The sequence below is a fragment of the Curtobacterium sp. MCLR17_059 genome (assembly GCF_003234665.1).
GTDB classification, from domain to species: domain Bacteria; phylum Actinomycetota; class Actinomycetes; order Actinomycetales; family Microbacteriaceae; genus Curtobacterium; species Curtobacterium flaccumfaciens.
Genome location: NZ_QKSU01000001.1, coordinates 19,129 through 34,802 on the forward strand (window position 1 = coordinate 19,129; position 15,674 = coordinate 34,802).

20 protein-coding genes are annotated in these 15,674 nt (G+C 72.2%); 3 read left to right on the plus strand and 17 right to left on the minus strand.

Annotated elements, in window-relative coordinates; translation table 11 throughout:
- Nucleotides 1-160 precede the first annotated feature (160 nt).
- The 9 genes from DEJ12_RS00085 to DEJ12_RS17755 form a co-directional block, all read right to left on the minus strand.
- The gene (locus DEJ12_RS00085; RefSeq protein WP_111028621.1) at nt 161-1,834 is read right to left on the minus strand and encodes an MDR family MFS transporter; all 1,674 of its coding nucleotides are present in this window, start codon (nt 1,832-1,834) and stop codon (nt 161-163) included.
- A complete protein-coding gene (locus DEJ12_RS00090; RefSeq protein ID WP_258367298.1) occupies nt 1,831-2,451 on the minus strand; it encodes a TetR/AcrR family transcriptional regulator in 621 nt (206 codons plus the stop codon). Before DEJ12_RS00090 ends, DEJ12_RS00085 begins: the two co-directional genes overlap by 4 nt.
- A gap of 51 nt (nt 2,452-2,502) precedes the next feature.
- Entirely contained in the window at nt 2,503-2,985 is a 483-nt protein-coding gene (locus DEJ12_RS00095; RefSeq protein ID WP_258367297.1) for a GNAT family N-acetyltransferase, read from the minus strand.
- A gap of 120 nt (nt 2,986-3,105) precedes the next feature.
- Nucleotides 3,106-3,795 carry an HAD family hydrolase gene (locus DEJ12_RS00100; RefSeq protein WP_071404856.1) on the minus strand — a complete coding sequence of 230 codons (690 nt, stop codon included), beginning with the start codon at nt 3,793-3,795 and terminating at the stop codon, nt 3,106-3,108.
- A gap of 54 nt (nt 3,796-3,849) precedes the next feature.
- A complete protein-coding gene (locus tag DEJ12_RS00105) occupies nt 3,850-4,491 on the minus strand; it encodes an MBL fold metallo-hydrolase (RefSeq protein ID WP_110865612.1) in 642 nt (213 codons plus the stop codon).
- Nucleotides 4,492-4,549: 58 nt separating this feature from the next.
- On the minus strand, nt 4,550-4,975 hold the full coding sequence (locus DEJ12_RS00110) for a MarR family winged helix-turn-helix transcriptional regulator (RefSeq protein WP_071245883.1): 426 nt from the start codon (nt 4,973-4,975) through the stop codon (nt 4,550-4,552).
- An 80-nt stretch (nt 4,976-5,055) separates the two neighbouring features.
- Entirely contained in the window at nt 5,056-5,628 is a 573-nt protein-coding gene (locus tag DEJ12_RS00115; RefSeq protein WP_027467152.1) for a DUF3618 domain-containing protein, read from the minus strand.
- The gene (locus DEJ12_RS00120) at nt 5,625-6,068 is read right to left on the minus strand and encodes a phage holin family protein (RefSeq protein WP_051597109.1); all 444 of its coding nucleotides are present in this window, start codon (nt 6,066-6,068) and stop codon (nt 5,625-5,627) included. The genes DEJ12_RS00115 and DEJ12_RS00120 overlap by 4 nt, the downstream gene beginning before the upstream one ends.
- Entirely contained in the window at nt 6,065-6,886 is an 822-nt protein-coding gene (locus DEJ12_RS17755) for a hypothetical protein (protein WP_220034817.1), read from the minus strand. The genes DEJ12_RS00120 and DEJ12_RS17755 overlap by 4 nt, the downstream gene beginning before the upstream one ends.
- 146 nt (nt 6,887-7,032) lie before the next feature.
- On the opposite strand from DEJ12_RS17755, the gene DEJ12_RS00130 reads away from it, so the two are divergent.
- Nucleotides 7,033-7,788: a glycosyltransferase family 2 protein gene (locus DEJ12_RS00130; RefSeq protein WP_220034818.1), complete on the plus strand. Its 756-nt coding sequence runs from the start codon at nt 7,033-7,035 to the stop codon at nt 7,786-7,788.
- 111 nt (nt 7,789-7,899) lie between these two features.
- A complete protein-coding gene (locus tag DEJ12_RS00135; protein WP_111028624.1) occupies nt 7,900-8,544 on the plus strand; it encodes a hypothetical protein in 645 nt (214 codons plus the stop codon).
- A gap of 9 nt (nt 8,545-8,553) precedes the next feature.
- Here the strand turns inward: DEJ12_RS00135 and DEJ12_RS00140 are convergent, their stop codons facing one another.
- On the minus strand, nt 8,554-9,171 hold the full coding sequence (locus tag DEJ12_RS00140; RefSeq protein WP_111028625.1) for a helix-turn-helix domain-containing protein: 618 nt from the start codon (nt 9,169-9,171) through the stop codon (nt 8,554-8,556).
- A gap of 58 nt (nt 9,172-9,229) precedes the next feature.
- Between DEJ12_RS00140 and DEJ12_RS00145 the strand changes: the two genes are divergently transcribed.
- Nucleotides 9,230-10,237: an NAD(P)/FAD-dependent oxidoreductase gene (locus DEJ12_RS00145; protein ID WP_111028626.1), complete on the plus strand. Its 1,008-nt coding sequence runs from the start codon at nt 9,230-9,232 to the stop codon at nt 10,235-10,237.
- Between the two features lie 60 nt (nt 10,238-10,297).
- Here the strand turns inward: DEJ12_RS00145 and DEJ12_RS00150 are convergent, their stop codons facing one another.
- The 7 genes from DEJ12_RS00150 to DEJ12_RS00180 form a co-directional block, all read right to left on the minus strand.
- On the minus strand, nt 10,298-10,963 hold the full coding sequence (locus DEJ12_RS00150) for a pentapeptide repeat-containing protein (RefSeq protein WP_111028627.1): 666 nt from the start codon (nt 10,961-10,963) through the stop codon (nt 10,298-10,300).
- A gap of 34 nt (nt 10,964-10,997) precedes the next feature.
- A complete protein-coding gene (locus tag DEJ12_RS00155; RefSeq protein WP_111028628.1) occupies nt 10,998-11,408 on the minus strand; it encodes a DUF6314 family protein in 411 nt (136 codons plus the stop codon).
- A gap of 9 nt (nt 11,409-11,417) precedes the next feature.
- Nucleotides 11,418-11,654, minus strand: a complete 237-nt coding sequence (locus tag DEJ12_RS00160; protein ID WP_146237773.1) for a hypothetical protein — start codon at nt 11,652-11,654, stop codon at nt 11,418-11,420.
- A 14-nt stretch (nt 11,655-11,668) separates the two neighbouring features.
- Entirely contained in the window at nt 11,669-12,025 is a 357-nt protein-coding gene (locus DEJ12_RS00165; protein ID WP_111028629.1) for an SHOCT domain-containing protein, read from the minus strand.
- Between the two features lie 232 nt (nt 12,026-12,257).
- Nucleotides 12,258-13,370: an NAD-dependent epimerase/dehydratase family protein gene (locus tag DEJ12_RS00170; protein WP_111028630.1), complete on the minus strand. Its 1,113-nt coding sequence runs from the start codon at nt 13,368-13,370 to the stop codon at nt 12,258-12,260.
- Nucleotides 13,370-14,563: a zinc-dependent alcohol dehydrogenase gene (locus DEJ12_RS00175; RefSeq protein ID WP_111028631.1), complete on the minus strand. Its 1,194-nt coding sequence runs from the start codon at nt 14,561-14,563 to the stop codon at nt 13,370-13,372. The genes DEJ12_RS00170 and DEJ12_RS00175 overlap by 1 nt, the downstream gene beginning before the upstream one ends.
- 145 nt (nt 14,564-14,708) lie before the next feature.
- On the minus strand, nt 14,709-15,620 hold the full coding sequence (locus DEJ12_RS00180; protein WP_111028632.1) for an aminoglycoside phosphotransferase family protein: 912 nt from the start codon (nt 15,618-15,620) through the stop codon (nt 14,709-14,711).
- Between the last annotated feature and the right edge of the window lie 54 nt (nt 15,621-15,674).

The window sequence follows — 15,674 nt, forward strand, 5'->3', positions numbered from 1 at the left end:
ACGGGAGGCCCGGTGCCAGCCCGCACCGCGCCTCCAGGGAGCGACGGACGCGACCACCCCGCCATGGCGACAGATCTCGCCGCCCACCGACCGGCAGGACCGCGAAAGCGACAGATGTCCGGGGACGTTCCGCGCAGATCTGTCGCTTTCGCGAGGCGGGCTACTGCTGCGTGCGGTCCGTCGGCTCCGCCGCCGCGTGCTCCGCGCGCGCAGCACGCTGCGCGCGCTCGAGCTCGTCGGCCTCGTCGCCGCCGACGGCCTCGCCACGGGCGACCATGCCGGCCGTGTCGGAGAGCGTGATCTGCGGCAGGAAGAGCGCGAGCAGGAACGCCACCGCGATGAACGGCAGCAGGTACCAGAACACCGGTGCGAGCGAGTCGGCGTAGGCGTTCACGACACCTTCCTGCACCGCAGGAGGCAAGCCCGCGACGGTCGACGGGTCGATGCTGCCCGCCGACGACGCCGCATCGGTCGCCGACCCACCGGCACCGCGGAACACGTCGGTCAGCGACGTCGTGAGCCGCGCGGTGAAGAGCGCGCCGAAGACGGCGGTGCCGAGGGAGGCGCCGACCTCGCGGAAGTAGTTGTTCGTCGACGTGGCGGTCCCGACCTGCTCGGCGGGCACGGCGTTCTGCGCGACGAGGACGACCACCTGCATGATCAGGCCGAGCCCCGCACCGAAGACGAACAGGTACGCGCAGATGAGCCAGATCGGGGTGTCCGCCGCCAGCTGGGTCATCGCGAGCATCGCGATGGCCACCAGGACCGTGCCGACGATCGGGAACATCCGGTAGCGCCCGGTCTTGGTGATCAGGACACCCGAGGCGATCGAGGTGCCGATCAGGCCGGCCATCATCGGCAGCATCAGCAGGCCGGAGACCGCAGCCGAGGTGCCGGAGGCCATCTGCAGGAACGTCGGGACGAAGCCGATCGCGGCGAACATGCCGATGCCGAGCACGAGGCCGATGCCGGTCGCCAGCAGGAAGGTGCGGTTGCGGAAGAACGACAGCGGGAGCACGGGGTCCTGCGCACGGGACTCGACGAACACCAGGAGCGCTGCCGAGACGACGAGACCGGCGAACCAGGCCCAGGTCTCGGGGGCGTCCCAGCCGTGGTCCTTGCTGCCGCCGAACTCCGAGAAGAACACCAGGCACGTGGTCGCGGCGGACATGAAGAGCACGCCGAGGACGTCGATGCGCTTCGTCGCCTTCTTGTTCGGCAGGGTCAGCGCGAACCACGCCACGAAGAACGCCGCGATGCCGACCGGGATGTTGATGTAGAACGCCCAGTTCCAGGTGAGGTGGTCCACGAAGAAGCCACCGAGCAGCGGCCCACCGATGGCGGACAGGCCGAAGATCGCACCGAGCGGGCCGAGGTACTTGCCGCGCTGCGAGGCCGGGACGATGTCCGCGATGATCGCCTGCGACAGGATCATCAGGCCACCGCCGCCGAGCCCCTGCATGGCGCGGAACGCCACGAGCTGCGTGAAGTCCGTGGCGAACGCGCACCCGGCCGACGCGATGGTGAACAGCGCGATCGCGATGAGGAACAGGTTGCGTCGGCCGAGGACGTCGCCGAACTTGCCGTAGACGGGCATCACGATGGTGGAGGCGAGCAGGTACCCCGTCGTCAGCCAGGCCTGGTGCGCGACGCCGCCGAGCTCGCCGACGATGGTCGGCATCGCGGTGGAGACGATGGTCTGGTCGAGGCTGGAGAGCAGCATCCCCGCGATCAGGGCGGAGAAGATGATCCAGATGCGACGCTGCGTCAGGAGCAGCGGGCCGTCGGAGCCTGGGCGGGCACGCTTGGTGGTGCCCGGCGCGGTGGCGCTCATGTGGTGTGTTCCCGTTCGGTCGTGGTGACCGCCCTGAGCAGGCGGAGGTTCTCGGTGAGCAGCTCGTCGAACGTCGGCCCGGTGGCCTCGTCGAACGCGTCGTCGAAGTACTCGGTCGCGGTGGCCTTCATCAAGGCTGCCGCGGCCTCGGTGACCAGGCGCGGTCGGCGGTCGGCGGGGTCGTCCCACCCGAACCGTCGCCGCAGGGCCACGGTGATCCGGGCGAGCTGCACGTCGGTCGCCGACAGGAACCGTGCGACGAGTGCCGGCTCCCGCTCGAACACCCGGCGGACCAGGGCTTCGTCGGCGCGGGCGATGCCGACCCGGTGGAACTGGTCGATCGCCAGCGCCACGATCGAGCCGAGGGGGTCCAGCTCGCCGGGGACGATCCCGCCCGCGGCGTAGGCGTCGATCGCCTCGACGTCGGCGTTGAGCTCGATGCCGAGCACGGCGTCGTCCTTCGACCCGAAGTGGTTGAAGAACGTGCGGCGCGACACCCCGACGGTCTCGCAGAGCTGCTCGATCGTGAACCCGTGCAGCCCGTGTTCGACCGTCGCCCGACGTGCCTCGACGATCATGCGTCGGCGCAGCGCGCGGGTGCGTTCGGTGGTGCTCACCGAGCAAGAATTGCACTCTCGTGTTGAAAGTGCAATCTGGATCGGGTCGAGTTAGAGCGTCTTCTCGAAGCAGAACGACCACGGCATGGTCGCGGCGTAGGGCTCGTAGACGTCGATCTGGTCCCAGCCGGTCTTGCGGTAGAGCGCGACGGCGTCGGGCTGCTTGTCGCCCGTCTGCAGGATGAGCCGCGGGGCGCCGAGTTCGCGGCCGACGCGCTCGCACTCGTCGAGCAGTGCGGTGGCCGCACCCTTGCCACGCGCGGAGGCCAGCACGATGAGGCGCTTCAGTTCGACCTCGTCACCCAGGCGCCGGACGGCGATGTGCCCGACCGGTTCGCCGGACTCGTCGACGGCCAGGATCGACGTGACGACTGTCGACGGGTCGACGCTCAGCGCACGACCCCGCTCGGCGGTGACCGCCGGGTCCTCGCCGGCGTTCGCCGACCCGTAGCGCTCGTGCATCTCGTCGTCCATGCGGGCGCGGAGCACCACGCTGCGGGGGTCGTCCCAGGACACGCGTTCGATCGTGATCACGAACGTCGATCCTGGCACGGGCGACCGACGACGCGGAAACCGAGGCGCCCATCGGGCGCGACCGGCGCCGCCCGTCGGGCGCGACCGGCGCCGCCCGTCGGGCGCGACCGGCGCCGCTCGTCAGTCGCGCTGGCCGAGTGCCGCGATCGGGCCCTCGCCGGCGCGGAACGCCGCGAGCACGGCCGCCGCGTCGTCGTACACCTCTGCCGCCCCGGCACCGCGGAGCTCGTCACCGCCGATGCCGCCGGTCATCACGCCGACGCACGGTACCCCCACCTTGCCGGCGGACTCGACGTCCCACATGGCATCCCCGACCATCACGGCGTCGTCGGCGGAGACCCCGGCCTTGTCGAGCGCGACCCGGATGATGCCGGGGTCCGGCTTCGCCTGCTCGACGTCCTCCGAGCTGGTCTCGGCGGTGACCCACTCGCCCGCGTCGAGCAGGTCACGCAGGCGGGCGAGTTCGTGCTCGGGCGCACTGGTCGCCAGGACCACGGCGTGCCCGGCCTCGGCGACGGCCTGCAGGAGTTCGCGCGCACCCGGCAGCAGCCGGAGCCGCGGCATCTGCTCGGCGTAGTAGGCGGTGTGGAACTGCTTCGCGGTGTCGCGGGTCTCCTGGGACGCGTCCGGCAGCAGCGTCTCGAGCAGCTTCGCCGAGTCCATCCCGATCGCGCGGTGGATCCGCCAGGCGTCGACGGACTCCCCCGCCGCCAGGAACGCCCGCCACCACGCGTCGATGTGCGCGTAGTTCGAGTCGGCGAGGGTGCCGTCGATGTCGAAGAGGACTGCTGTCGTGGGTGCGTCGGCCATCCGTCCATGCTGCTCGGGAGGCCCGGATCGCCTCCCAGGGGCCGCCCGCGTCCGTCAGACGGTGATCGTCTCCCCCGCCGGCAGGATCAGGACGGGCACCGGCCCGAGACCGTCCGGGCCGAGGAAGCGCGCGGCGGACTGCTGGCCGAGCTCGCTCAGCATCGCCTCGTGGATCTGCACGGCCCGCTCCGGCGCCACGGCGCGCACGTAGTCGACGGCCTGGGCGGTGTTCGTCCACGGCCCGCTCGTCGGCAGCAGCAGGGTCGGCACCGGGACACCGGGCTCGAGGTACGCGTCGCCCGGGTGGAACACCGCGTCGTCCACCAGGTAGCCGACGTTCGCGGTGGACGGGATGTCGGGGTGGATGACCGCGTGCTGCTCGCCGAAGACCCGGACGGAGAACGGTCCGACGGTGATCGTGTCGCCGGCGTGCACCGCTGCGACCCGGCCGTGGTGTTCGCCGAGCTGCTCGACGACGGTCTCCGGACCGCGGACGACGAGGTCCGGGTTCGCGGCGAGTCCCGCGCGCAGGGCGTCGATGTCGAAGTGGTCGGGGTGGTCGTGCGTGACGAGGACGCCCGCTGCTCCGCGGACGAGGTCGACGGCCTCGGGCGTGAACACCCCGGGGTCGATGACGAGGGTGACGCCGTCCTGCTCGAGGACGACGGTGGCGTGGTTGTACTTCGTCAACTCCATGCGCACAACTGTACAGCCGTGTTGTACTTCTGCGGTCGCCCAGGAGGTGAGGAGTCGTTCAGTCGGCCCGACGCGCGACCCGCTCGAACAGCTCGGGCAGACGGCGCAGCAGCGCGCGCTCCTCGGCGTCGGTCTCCTCGCGGATCGCGTCGGCCAGCCAGTCCGTGCGGGCGTCCATGTCGCGCTGCAGTGCGGCCCGGCCGGCGTCCGTGATCCGGATGACCGACGCTCGGCGGTCGGTGTCCGACGCCGTCCGGTCGACGTAGCCGAGCTCGGCCAGTTCGCCGACCGTGCGGGACTGCCCCTGGTGCTTCACCCCGCGGCGGCGCGCGAGTTCCGCGATCGTCATCGGGCCCTCGCGGTGCAGGAACCCGAGGGTGGTGGTGTGCGTGGCCGGCAGCGCGTCCGCCTCGCGTCGTGCGGCACGCACGACCCGGCCGATGGACTGTCGGAGCTCCGCAGCGAGCTCGTCGATCGGGTCCATGCCCGGAACGCTACCGCTTCACGGACAGGAGGCGCGGAGTCAGCTGGCACCGCGCCTCCTGTCCGTCGTGGGGTTTCCGCTCAGCTGCTGCGGACGTCGTCCGCCGCACCCTGCGCGTTGTCCTTGACGTCGGACGCGGCCCCCTGCGCCTCGCCCTTGACCGCCTGCGCGGCGTCCTGCGCGGTCCCCTTGAGGTCCTGCGCGTGCTCCTTCGCCACGTCGCCGAGCTGCGAGCCGACGTCCTTCGCCTGCTCCTTGACCTCGTCGACGAGCGGTGCAGCCTTGTCCTTCAGCTCACCGGCGAGCTCTTCTTCCTTCTCGGTGGTCGGCAGGAGCGACGACACCAGCCAACCGGCACCGAACGCGATGAGGCCGACGGCCAGGGGGTTGCCCTTGGCCTTCTCGACGCCCTTCTGCGCGACGTCCTTCGCCTGGCCGGTCGCGCCCGAGGCGGAACCGGAGGCGCTCGAGCGGGCCGACTGGGCCGCGCCCATCACGGACTCACGGACGTCCTGGAACCGGCCCTTCACCTTCTCGCTCTGGCGGTGGGCGATGGACGACGGGCTGACCTTGTCGGCGAGGGCGTCGACGTCGGAGCCGAGTTCGCCGCGGGTGCGCTCGATGTCGGCGCGGATCTCGTCTGGGGTGCTCATGGCTTCCTCCCGGTGTTGGGCTTGAGTGTCTCGGGGACTTCCTTGGCGGTCTCGACCGTCTGCGGGGCGCCCTTGATCTCCTTGATCTCCTTGCGCCCGCGGACGGCCAGGATCGCGGCGACGATCGCGTACACGACCGCGATGATCAGGGCAGACCAGGCGTTGCCGATCAGGTAACCGAGGCCCCACCACGCGGCGATCGACAGGAACAGCAGGGCGAACACGGCGGTGAGTCCGGCGCCGCCGAACATCCCGCCCGCCTTGCCGGCCTTCTTCGCGGAGTCGGTCAGCTCGGCCTTCGCGAGGGCGACCTCCTGCCGGAACAGGCTGGAGAGGTCACGCGACACGTCGGACAGCAGCTCACCGAGCGGTGTGGTCGCGGCGCGCTCCTCGGGCGTCGGTTCACCCAGGGGTGTCGCGCCGGGGACGGACTGGCTCATACGCCACTCCCCGATCCGGTGGTGCCGTCGCCGGCCTCCTTCTCGTGCTTGACCTCGGTCGCGAGCGCCTTGGTCAGGCGGCCGGCGAGCAGGCCAGCACCGGCGGCGATCGCGATGAAGGTGCCGGGGCGCTTCGCGGCGAAGGTCTTCACCTCGTCGAGCAGCGAGCCCGGGTCGCGGTTCTCGAGGAACCCGGCGGCCGAGGTCGCGCGGCCCGACAGGTCGCGGACGACCTTCGAGGCGACGCCCTGCTCGTCGTCGTTCTCGGCCATGCGACCGAGCTGCTCGCCGAGGGAGCGGAGTCCGCCGGCAGCGCGCTGCTGCTGTTCGCCGGCCTGCTGCTTGAGGTTCTCGGACGCCTGGCCGTAGAGCTGCTTGGCGTGGTCGGTCGCCTCGGAGGCAACCTTCGACGCCTGCTCCTTGGCGGTGCCCGCGACGTTCGCGGCCTTCTCCTTGGCGTCGCCGGCGACGTCCTGCGCGGCACCCTTGGCCGCGTCGGCCTTGCCGGAGCCGGAGCCGCTGCCGGTGCCGGTGCTGCCGGAGCCACCAACGCTGCCGGCGGATGCCGCGGACGGGACGGCGGGGAGCTGCTCGTCGGCCGGGACGGCGTCGAGGGGTGCGTCGAACGGCACCTCGGCGGCGCTGTCGCCGTACGGGTCGTAGGTCTGGGGCGCACCGGGGTCGGTGGGTCGCGCGGCGGGGGTACCGCTGGCGTACGACGGCACGGTCACGCCGGGGGCGACCTCGTGCCCCTCGGAGGCTGCGGTGCGGTCGTGGATGGGCGTCCCGGAGTCGTTCCCGGGTGGGTTCGTGGTCATGGTCGGCCTTCCGGTTGTCGTCGTCCCCGGCGTGCACCGGGGGCGTTTCGCAACGAACTTGCGCCGCGCCCTCTTGGTCCGGTCCCAGGATCACCGGGAAACGCGGTCCGGCAATCCGCACAGGTGGAAGCCGGTTGGATCGACGGGTGCTCCGTGTCTCGGTCGTGATCCCCGTGCGGGACGACGCCGTGCACCTGCGCCGGTGCCTCGCCGCCCTCGCGGCCCAGACCCGGCCGGCCGACGAGGTCGTCGTGGTCGACAACGGCAGCACCGACGACAGCGCGGCGATCGCCCGGGACGCCGGCGCGGTCGTGCTCACGGAGCCGGTGCGCGGGATCGCCCGGGCCTCGGCGCGCGGCTACGACCGTGCGTCCGGCGACGTCGTCGTGCGGCTCGACGCCGACTCCGTCCCACCGCCGTCGTGGATCGCCGACGCGGTCCGGTTGTTGGCCGACCCCGAGGTCGTCGCGGTCACCGGGCCGGGCCGGCCCCGGAACGGTGGCGCCGTGGTGCGCCGACTGTGGAACGCCGTGTACATGGGCCCGTACTTCGTCCTGATGTGGAGCGCGCTCGGGCGTCCGCCGCTGTTCGGGTCCGCCATGGCGATGCGCCGGTCGACCTGGGCCGCGGTCGGTGGGCGAGCGCACCGCGACGACGCCGAGGTGCACGACGACGTCGACCTGAGCATGCAGCTCGACCCGGCCTGGCGGGTGGTTGCCGACCCCGTGCTCACCGTGCAGGTGTCCGCGCGACCGTTGGCGGGCCTCCCGTCCGTCTGGGTGCGGACGCGACGCGCCTTCCACACGTTCCGCGTGAACGGCCGGCGGGCGAACCCGGTGCGCCGGTGGGCGCGACGGCTGCGATCGCAGTCGCGGTCGCGGCGGTGGTGGCGCAGCCGCTGACCGACGGGGTCGGGGGACAACGAATCGGTGACGGTCCCAGCCACCGCGGCCCTCGGTCGGTACGTTCGTGAGCGACGGTCACGACCTGACGCGACCGGACGAAGGGGAACCATGCGCCACACGATCACGCTCGCTGCCCTGCTGGCGGCGGGCCTCGCCCTGACCGGCTGCGCCCAGGCCGGACCGGCCGGACCCTCGAGCGACACCGCGACCACCGCAGCCGACCCGACGACGGCACCGAGCCCGACCGACACCACGACCGCTCCGAGCCCCACCGGCACGGGGGCCCCGAGCGACGAGACCGCCGCCGTCCCGGCCAGCTGCACCGACCTGATCACCGCTGGCAAGTGGGACAAGGCGTTCGCATCGGCACCGCTCAACGACCCGTCGGTCGTCGGGGACCCGATCGCGATCCCGAAGAGCTCGTTCACCCCGGCGCTGCAGGGCGACGGCAAGCGCCTGTACTGCGTGTGGCGGGAGCCGCAGGCCGACATCTCGTACCTGTCCATCGCGGTCGACGCCGTCGACCCGGCCGCAGCCCGCGACGCGCTCGAGCAGCTCAGCGCGAAGGGCTACGACTGCGGCGACGAGTCCGACGGGTACCTGTGCCAGAAGGTCTCGAAGAACTCGCAGTACCCGGTCACGGACGGCGACACGTACTACACGCGGGGTGACCTCGGCATCCACATCCAGCAGTCGAACATCGAGACGACCGATCTGCTCGACGACGTCGTGGCGAACGTCTTCACGGACTGACGCAGCGGGTCACCGGGCGGGTCGAGACCGCACGTGCGCCCGCTCACCCTGCGGCCCGTACAGGCACAGCACCTCGGTGACGGAGTCGGTCACGTTGCCCATCCAGTGCGGAGTGTGGGTGTCGAACTCGGCGACCTCACCGGGTCCGAGGTCGAGGTCGTGCTCCCCCAGCACCAGTCGGAGCCGTCCGGACAGCACGTAGAGCCACTCGTAGCCCTCGTGCGTCTTGAGCGACGGCTCCCCACCCGGGGTGTTCGGCGGGAACAGCTGCTTGAAGGAGCGCACCCCGCCGGTCCGCTTCGTCAGCGGCACGACGACGCGGCCGCCGTGCACCTCGGGCTTCATGTGCACGCGCGGGTCGCCGGTCTGCGGCGCGCCGACCAGGTCGTCGAGGGGCACCTGGTACGCCCGGGCGAGGGGCAGCAGCAGTTCCAGCGTCGGCTTCCGTTGCCCAGACTCGAGCCGCGACAGCGTGCTCACCGAGACCCCGGTCTGCTCGGACAGCGCGGCGAGCGTGACGTCGCGGTGGGCACGCAGCGCGCGCAGGCGGGGGCCGACCCCGTCGACGACCTCGGCGGTCGTGCGCGGGGCGGTCGCGTCCTGGCTGCCGTGTCCCATGGCGGACATGTTGCCACAGCGGCAAACTTCGTTGCTGTTCTCGCTCGATCCGCCGCATGATCAGCGCATGCCTGAACACTTCGACGTCATCGTCATCGGCGGCTCGGCCGCCGGCCTCTCCGCCGCCCTCATCCTCGGCCGTTCGCGGCGCTCGGTGCTCGTCGTCGACTCCGGCGAGCCCCGCAACGCCCCGGCGGCCGGCGCGCACAACTACCTCGGCCACGAGGGCGTCGCGCCCGCCGAGCTGCTCCGCATCGGTCGCGACGAGGTCGCCGCCTACGGCGTCCAGGTCACGGCCGGGAGGATCGTGGCCACGTCCGCCACGACCGGTGACGGTCACGACCCGGTCGGCTTCTCGGTCACGCTGGACTCGGGCGAGGTCGTCACGGCGCGCAGGCTGGTCGTCGCCTCCGGCGCCGTGGACGTCCTGCCGGAGATCCCGGGCCTGGCCGAGCAGTGGGGGCGCGGGGTCGTGCACTGCCCGTTCTGCCACGGGTGGGAGATCCGCGACCAGCGGATCGGGGTCCTCGTCACGACGCCGAACGGCGCACACCACGCGCTCATGTTCCGGGCGCTGAGCGATCGGGTGATCGTGTTCCTGACCGAGCCGGCCCTGATGGACGACACCGCCCTGGCCGGTTTGGCGGCCCGTGGCGTCTCGGTCATCGAGGGCCCCGTCGCCGCCGTGGTCTCCGAGGGTGACCGGCTGACCGGGGTCCGGCTCGGCGACGGGTCGTTCGTCGAGCTCGATGCCCTGGCCACGGCGAGCCGGCCCGAGGCGCGGGTGGGGTTCCTGTCCGGGCTCGGCCTCGACGCCACCGACCAGTTCATGGGCGACCACCGGTTCGCGACGGCGCTGACCGTGGACGCCGCCGGGCAGACCGCCGTGCGCGGGGTCTACGCGGCCGGCAACGTGACGTCCCCGATGGCGACGGTCATCGCGTCGGCGGCGGCCGGCACCCAGACGGGTGCGGCGGTGCACGGCGACCTGGTGCAGGCCGACCTGGCGGCGGCACTGGCCGGGGTGGGCGCGGGCGTCGGTGCGGCCGTCGGTGCGGCCGATGTTTCGCGCTGAGCGACAGTTCGCGGGGCCGGGCGGGCGTGGAGTGTCGGTGAGCGCGAAACCTGGGCTCGGTCAGTCGACGCGGTAGCCGGCCTGCGCGGCCAGCAGCGGTGCGAGCGTGTAGAGCTGGTCGGCACCGATCGTGGCCCCGCGGAACCCCTCGAGCCGCTCGACCCGATCGAGGTCCGCTGCGCGAAGGTCCACGTGGTCGATGCGGGTGTTCGACCCCTCGGCGGCGCGGATGCTGCTGCCGTCGAACGACACCCGCAACAGCTTCGCGTCGGCGATGTCGAGCTCGTCGATGACGCAGTCGCGGAACACCACGTCGGTGATCGTCGAGCCGCGCAGGTTCACGAACCCGAACTTCATGCCGACGAACTCCACGCCGTTCAGCCCAGAGTCGTACAGCTCCGCCGAGCCGACGCGCCCGCCGGAGACCCGGACCTCGCGCCACGTGCTGCTCGACGCCCGCAGGATCGGGGCGTCGAGCGAGTCGATGATCGAGTCACGGACCCGGAGCCCACGGAAGTCCGCGTCGTCGCCCCGGAACGTGTCGATGACGCACTCCTCGATCTCCAGGTCGGGCAGTCGCTCGCCGGCCAGGTCGAGGACGTCGATGCGCTTGCCCTCGATGCGGTCACCCGTCAGGACGTCACCGGGTGCTGGCACCCAGTCCTCGAGGTTCGTCGGTTCGGTCAGGGTGATGCGCGGGGCGTCGGTGCCGGAGGAGCGTGCCATGCCCCCAGTCTGGCGGTGACCGCCGACCCGCGGGTCACGACCGGGGTCGGGTGAGGACGCTGTCCAGCCGGTAGTCCTTCGCCGGGCCGCGCGCTTCCCACCGCACCGTCCAGCGGTCTTCGTCGCCGTCGAAGGCGCCCGTGTAGTCGTCCGGGGTGCAGGCGTGGGCGACGCTCGTGCCCCAGACCCAGTCGTGGAACACTCGACCGTCGGAGAAGTGCACGGTCCAGCCGCCGGTACTCGTCCGCCGCAGGACGAGGGTCCGGGACACGGGCGTCGTCCGACCGTCGAAGGTCATCACGCCCGACTCGTCCCAGCGCACCTCGTCGTCTCCGACCCGGGTCAGGGTGGTGGTCCCGGTGACGGTCCCCGTGGCACCGGCACGGTGGTCGTGCACGGTGCGGTGCAGGTCCCACACCCCGAGCAGGTCCGTCGGCAGAAGCACCCGACCAGGCTAACCGCGCAGGGCCTCGGCCCGCGCGGCTCGGCGCTCGTCGTCGGTGATGACCCCGCGGGCGTGCAGCTCGTCGAGTTCGAGGAGCCGCTGCTCCGGCGAGCTCCGACGGGCACCGTGCGGGCGCCGGCTGCGGACGACCGCGATGCACACGGCGACGATGACCGCGATGACGACGAGCGCCATGAGCAGGGTCCAGACGAGGTCGTAGACCGGCGGGATCAGGGGGTTGTGCACTTCTTCGGAGGCGATCATCGTCCGCGCAGCGCTTCGGCTCGGGCGCTGCGGTGCTCCTCGTCGGAGATCACGCCGCGGGCGTGCAGGTCGTCGAGTTCGGCGAGCCGCTGTTCGAGCGGCTTGTCCGGTGCGAACGTGCGGCTCTGCATCGCCTGGTACGCGATGTCCTCCTGCATGGTGAGCGGGTTCTGACCACGGTCGGCCATCCGCTTGCCCCGGTAGAGCGCCAGGATGATGATCGTCAGGGTCGTGAGGATCGCCAACGCCGCGACGACCCCGAACGCGATGCCGAACCAGCCGTCGAACAGGTCGGGCATCCCCGACTCCCCCGGGCCTTCGAGCTCACTGAACGCGGACCAACTGAGCACCATCGCGCTCCCCCTTCTCACAACGACGAGCGAAGCGTAGCGCGAGACGGCGAACACGAGCGGGCGTTCCTTCCCAGAACGCCCGCGATGGAATGTGGAAACGGGCGTACCTGGTCAGAAGTTCCGACCCGGTACGCCCGAAATCACCCGGTACGCCCGATTCGACCAGGCAACGCGAGCCCCAGCCAGCGCAACTCCCACCACCCAGCCCGCCCCCCGGCCAGCCCCAGCCCGCTCAGCCGCGCAGCGGCCCCGACCCCGGAACGTTCACACCGTCCGCGAAGCCGGCCACGAGTGCACGCAACGCTTCTTCGGAGGTGTGTCGGGCCTCCCATCCGAGCACCGACCGGGCACGGTCGGTCCGCATGATCGGTACGCCGGCAGCGATGTCGATCCACCCGGCGTCCGTCGGCTGCAACCGCAGCCGCCACGTCACCGTCACGATCCCGCGCAGCAGCCGCAGCGGGATCCGGACGGCACCGAGCATGCCGAAGGCCCGAGCCAGTCGCGGCGGGTTGAGCACGGGCGAGGCCGCGATGTTGAACGCCCCCGCTGCCCGTCGGTCGACCGCGCGCCAGTAGGCGTCGGCGACGTCGTCGGCGTGCACGGCCTGGAACACGAACGGGTACGGCAGCGGCAGCACGAGCCAGCGGATCCACCGGACGATCGACATCGGCACGAGGTGTCCGAGGAACAGCCCCCGGATCTCGGCGGCGGCGTCCCGCTGGAAGATCAGCCCCGGGCGGAGCCGGGTGACGGTCACGGAAGGGTGGTCGGCCTCGAACGCGTCCATCGCCGCTTCGTTCGCGGCCTTGTGGATCGAGTACGTCGCCGTCGGGATGCCGTCGGCGGGCCAGCTCTCGTCCACGGGGGTGCGCTTGCCGTCGACGTCCACCCCGCTGTAGGCACCGACCGACGACGCGACGACGACCTGGGGTACCTCGGCGCGCGCGACGGCCGCCAGGACGTTCGCCGTCCCGGTCACGTTCGTGCGGTGCTGCGCGGGGATGTCGTGCGTCGGTTGCAGCGCCCACGCCAGGTGGATGACGGCGTCGGCGCCCTGGAACACGGCGGCGAGCTGGTCCACGGCGTCCGCGGCACCGACGTCGACGGCGTGCCAGACGGCGGCGGCGTACGGCTCCGCGCGCAGGTCCGGCAGGCGCCGGGCGACACCGACGATCTGGACGCCGACGCCGTCACCGGCGGCGTCACCGGCGGCGTGACGGCCGGTGTCACCGCTGGCGCCGTCACGGCCGGTGGCCCCGTCGCCGTCGGCGCGCACGGCCGCGAGCCGACGGAGCACCGCCGTCCCCACGTTGCCGGTCGCGCCGACGACGACGATGCGCATCAGGCCGCGGCCATCGCGGGGTCGAGCACGACCTTGACGCAGTCGTCCTGCTTCTTCTGGAAGACCTCGTACATGTGCGGGGCATCCTCGAGCGAGACGCGGTGGGTGGTCAGGTCGAGCGTGCCGAGCGGGTCCGACGAGTCGGAGACGAGCGGCATGATGTCGTCGATCCAGCGCTTCACGTTGCACTGGCCCTCGCGGATGGTGATCTGCTTGTCGAACAGCGTCATCATCGGCATCGGGTCGGCCATGCCGCCGTAGACACCACTCAGCGAGACGGTGCCCCCGCGGCGCACCAGGTCGATCGCCGCGTGCACGGCGGCCAGCCGGTCGACGCCGGCGGTCTCGATCGCCTTCTGCGCGAGCTTGTCGGGCAGCAGGCCGGCGGCGCGCTGGGCGAAGCCCGCCATCGGGTTGCCGTGGGCCTCCATGCCGACGGCGTCGACGACCCCGTCGGGGCCGCGGCCGTCGGTCAGGTCGACGAGCTCGGGCACCAGGTCCTTCGTCAGGTCGAACACCTCGGCACCGTGCTTCGCCCCGAGGTCACGGCGGACCTTCTCGGGGTCGACGGCGAGCACGCGGTAGCCGAGGTGCTTGCCGATGCGGGCGGCGAACTGACCGACCGGGCCGAGGCCGAGCACGGCGAGCGTGCCGCCCTCGGGCACCTGGGCGTACTGCACGGCCTGCCACGCGGTCGGCAGGATGTCGCTCAGGAACAGCCAGCGGTCGTCGGGGGTGCCGTCGTCCGGCACGACGATGGGGCCGTAGTCGGCGTGCGGCACGCGCAGGTACTCCGCCTGGCCACCCGGGACCTGGCCGTACATCTTCGTGTAGCCGAACAGCGAGGCACCGGTGCCGTACTCGGTCACCTGGGTGGTCTCGCACTGCGACTGCAGGCCGTGCTGGCACATCCAGCAGTGGCCGCAGGAGATGTTGAAGGGGATGACGACCCGGTCGCCGACCTTCAGGTTCGTGACGCCGGATCCGACCTCTTCCACGATGCCCATCGGCTCGTGGCCGAGGACGTCGCCGCGGTCGATGTACGGGCCGAGCACGCGGTACAGGTGCAGGTCGGAGCCGCAGATCGCCGTGGAGGTGATCCGCACGATCGCGTCGGTCGGCTCCTGGATGGTCGGGTCGGGGACGGTCTCGACGGACACCTTCTCGGTGCCCTGGTAGGTCAGTGCGCGCACGTTGCGTTCCTCTCGTGGTCGCTTCGAGCCTGCCTGGAGGCACGACTCGCGTTCCCCTCCTCGGTACGCGCCCGCCCCGTGGACGCTCCCAGCCCCGCGTCCCCCTCGCGGACGTCGGCGCGGGTGGGCAGCGGTGGTCGCGACCTCAGGCGAGGACGGCTGCGAGGACCCGCTCGTGCTCGTCGCGACCACCCGGTCCGGCACTGCCGCCGAGCATGATGAGCGCCTTCCACAGCGCCCATCCCCGTGCACGCGCCCACGTGTCGTCGTCCAGGTCGACGGCCCGCCGGAACACCCGTCGCGCCGGCCCGTCCAGCATCGTCCACGCGAGCACGAGGTCGCACGCCGGGTCCCCCACGCCGCACGTGCCGAAGTCGATCACCGCGCACAGCCGCCCGGTGTCGTCGACGAGCAGGTTGCCCGGGGCGACGTCGCCGTGGAACCAGACCGCCGGCCCGTCCCACCGGCTGGCGAGGGCCTCGGCCCAGACCGCTTCGCACGCGCCGCGGTCGACGACGGTACCGCCGGTCCTGCCGCCGCCGCCGCCGCCGCCGCCGCCGAGCGTGTCGAGCGCCGTCCGCACCTCGGCGTCGTACACGGACGGGTGCTCGCCGCGGTGGAACGAGTGCGCGCCGGCGGTGGGGCCGCCCGTCGCCGGGACGCTCCGGAGCTGCCGGAGCACGGCACCGACCTCGGCAGCGAAGCGCTCGTGGTCGAGGTCGTCGACCTGCACGGCGGGCACCCCGTCGAGCCACCGCCGCACCGACCACGGGAACGGGTACCCCTGGCCCGGTTCCCCGAGCGCCACGGGCTCCGGGACGGCGACGTCCAGCCGCCGGGCGAGGTACGGCAGGACGTCCTGCTCCTTCTCGACCGCGGGCACGTAGCCGGCCGCGCTCGGCAGTCGCACCGACAGGGCGTCCCCGAGCCGGTAGGTGCGGTTGTCCCAGCCCTGGTGGTCGACCTCGCGCACGGGCAGGTCGGCCCAGTCGGGGAACTGCTCCGCGACGAGTCGTTCGACGAGTCCGGCGTCGATCCGGGGCACCTCGGTGTGCATGCCCGCAGCCTAGGCGTCGGACCGGGCCAGCGGTGGGGCCGGTGCGCGCGGGCG

Coding starts and splice junctions, on each gene's coding strand:
- DEJ12_RS00085 (WP_111028621.1), bottom strand. CDS start 1,834: ATGAGCGCCACCGCGCCGGGCACCACCAAGCGTGCCCGCCCAGGCTCC.
- DEJ12_RS00100 (WP_071404856.1), bottom strand. CDS start 3,795: ATGGCCGACGCACCCACGACAGCAGTCCTCTTCGACATCGACGGCACC.
- DEJ12_RS00105 (WP_110865612.1), bottom strand. CDS start 4,491: ATGGAGTTGACGAAGTACAACCACGCCACCGTCGTCCTCGAGCAGGAC.
- DEJ12_RS00110 (WP_071245883.1), bottom strand. CDS start 4,975: ATGGACCCGATCGACGAGCTCGCTGCGGAGCTCCGACAGTCCATCGGC.
- DEJ12_RS00115 (WP_027467152.1), bottom strand. CDS start 5,628: ATGAGCACCCCAGACGAGATCCGCGCCGACATCGAGCGCACCCGCGGC.
- DEJ12_RS00120 (WP_051597109.1), bottom strand. CDS start 6,068: ATGAGCCAGTCCGTCCCCGGCGCGACACCCCTGGGTGAACCGACGCCC.
- DEJ12_RS17755 (WP_220034817.1), bottom strand. CDS start 6,886: ATGACCACGAACCCACCCGGGAACGACTCCGGGACGCCCATCCACGAC.
- DEJ12_RS00135 (WP_111028624.1), top strand. CDS start 7,900: ATGCGCCACACGATCACGCTCGCTGCCCTGCTGGCGGCGGGCCTCGCC.
- DEJ12_RS00140 (WP_111028625.1), bottom strand. CDS start 9,171: ATGTCCGCCATGGGACACGGCAGCCAGGACGCGACCGCCCCGCGCACG.
- DEJ12_RS00145 (WP_111028626.1), top strand. CDS start 9,230: ATGCCTGAACACTTCGACGTCATCGTCATCGGCGGCTCGGCCGCCGGC.
- DEJ12_RS00150 (WP_111028627.1), bottom strand. CDS start 10,963: ATGGCACGCTCCTCCGGCACCGACGCCCCGCGCATCACCCTGACCGAA.
- DEJ12_RS00165 (WP_111028629.1), bottom strand. CDS start 12,025: ATGGTGCTCAGTTGGTCCGCGTTCAGTGAGCTCGAAGGCCCGGGGGAG.
- DEJ12_RS00170 (WP_111028630.1), bottom strand. CDS start 13,370: ATGCGCATCGTCGTCGTCGGCGCGACCGGCAACGTGGGGACGGCGGTG.
- DEJ12_RS00180 (WP_111028632.1), bottom strand. CDS start 15,620: ATGCACACCGAGGTGCCCCGGATCGACGCCGGACTCGTCGAACGACTC.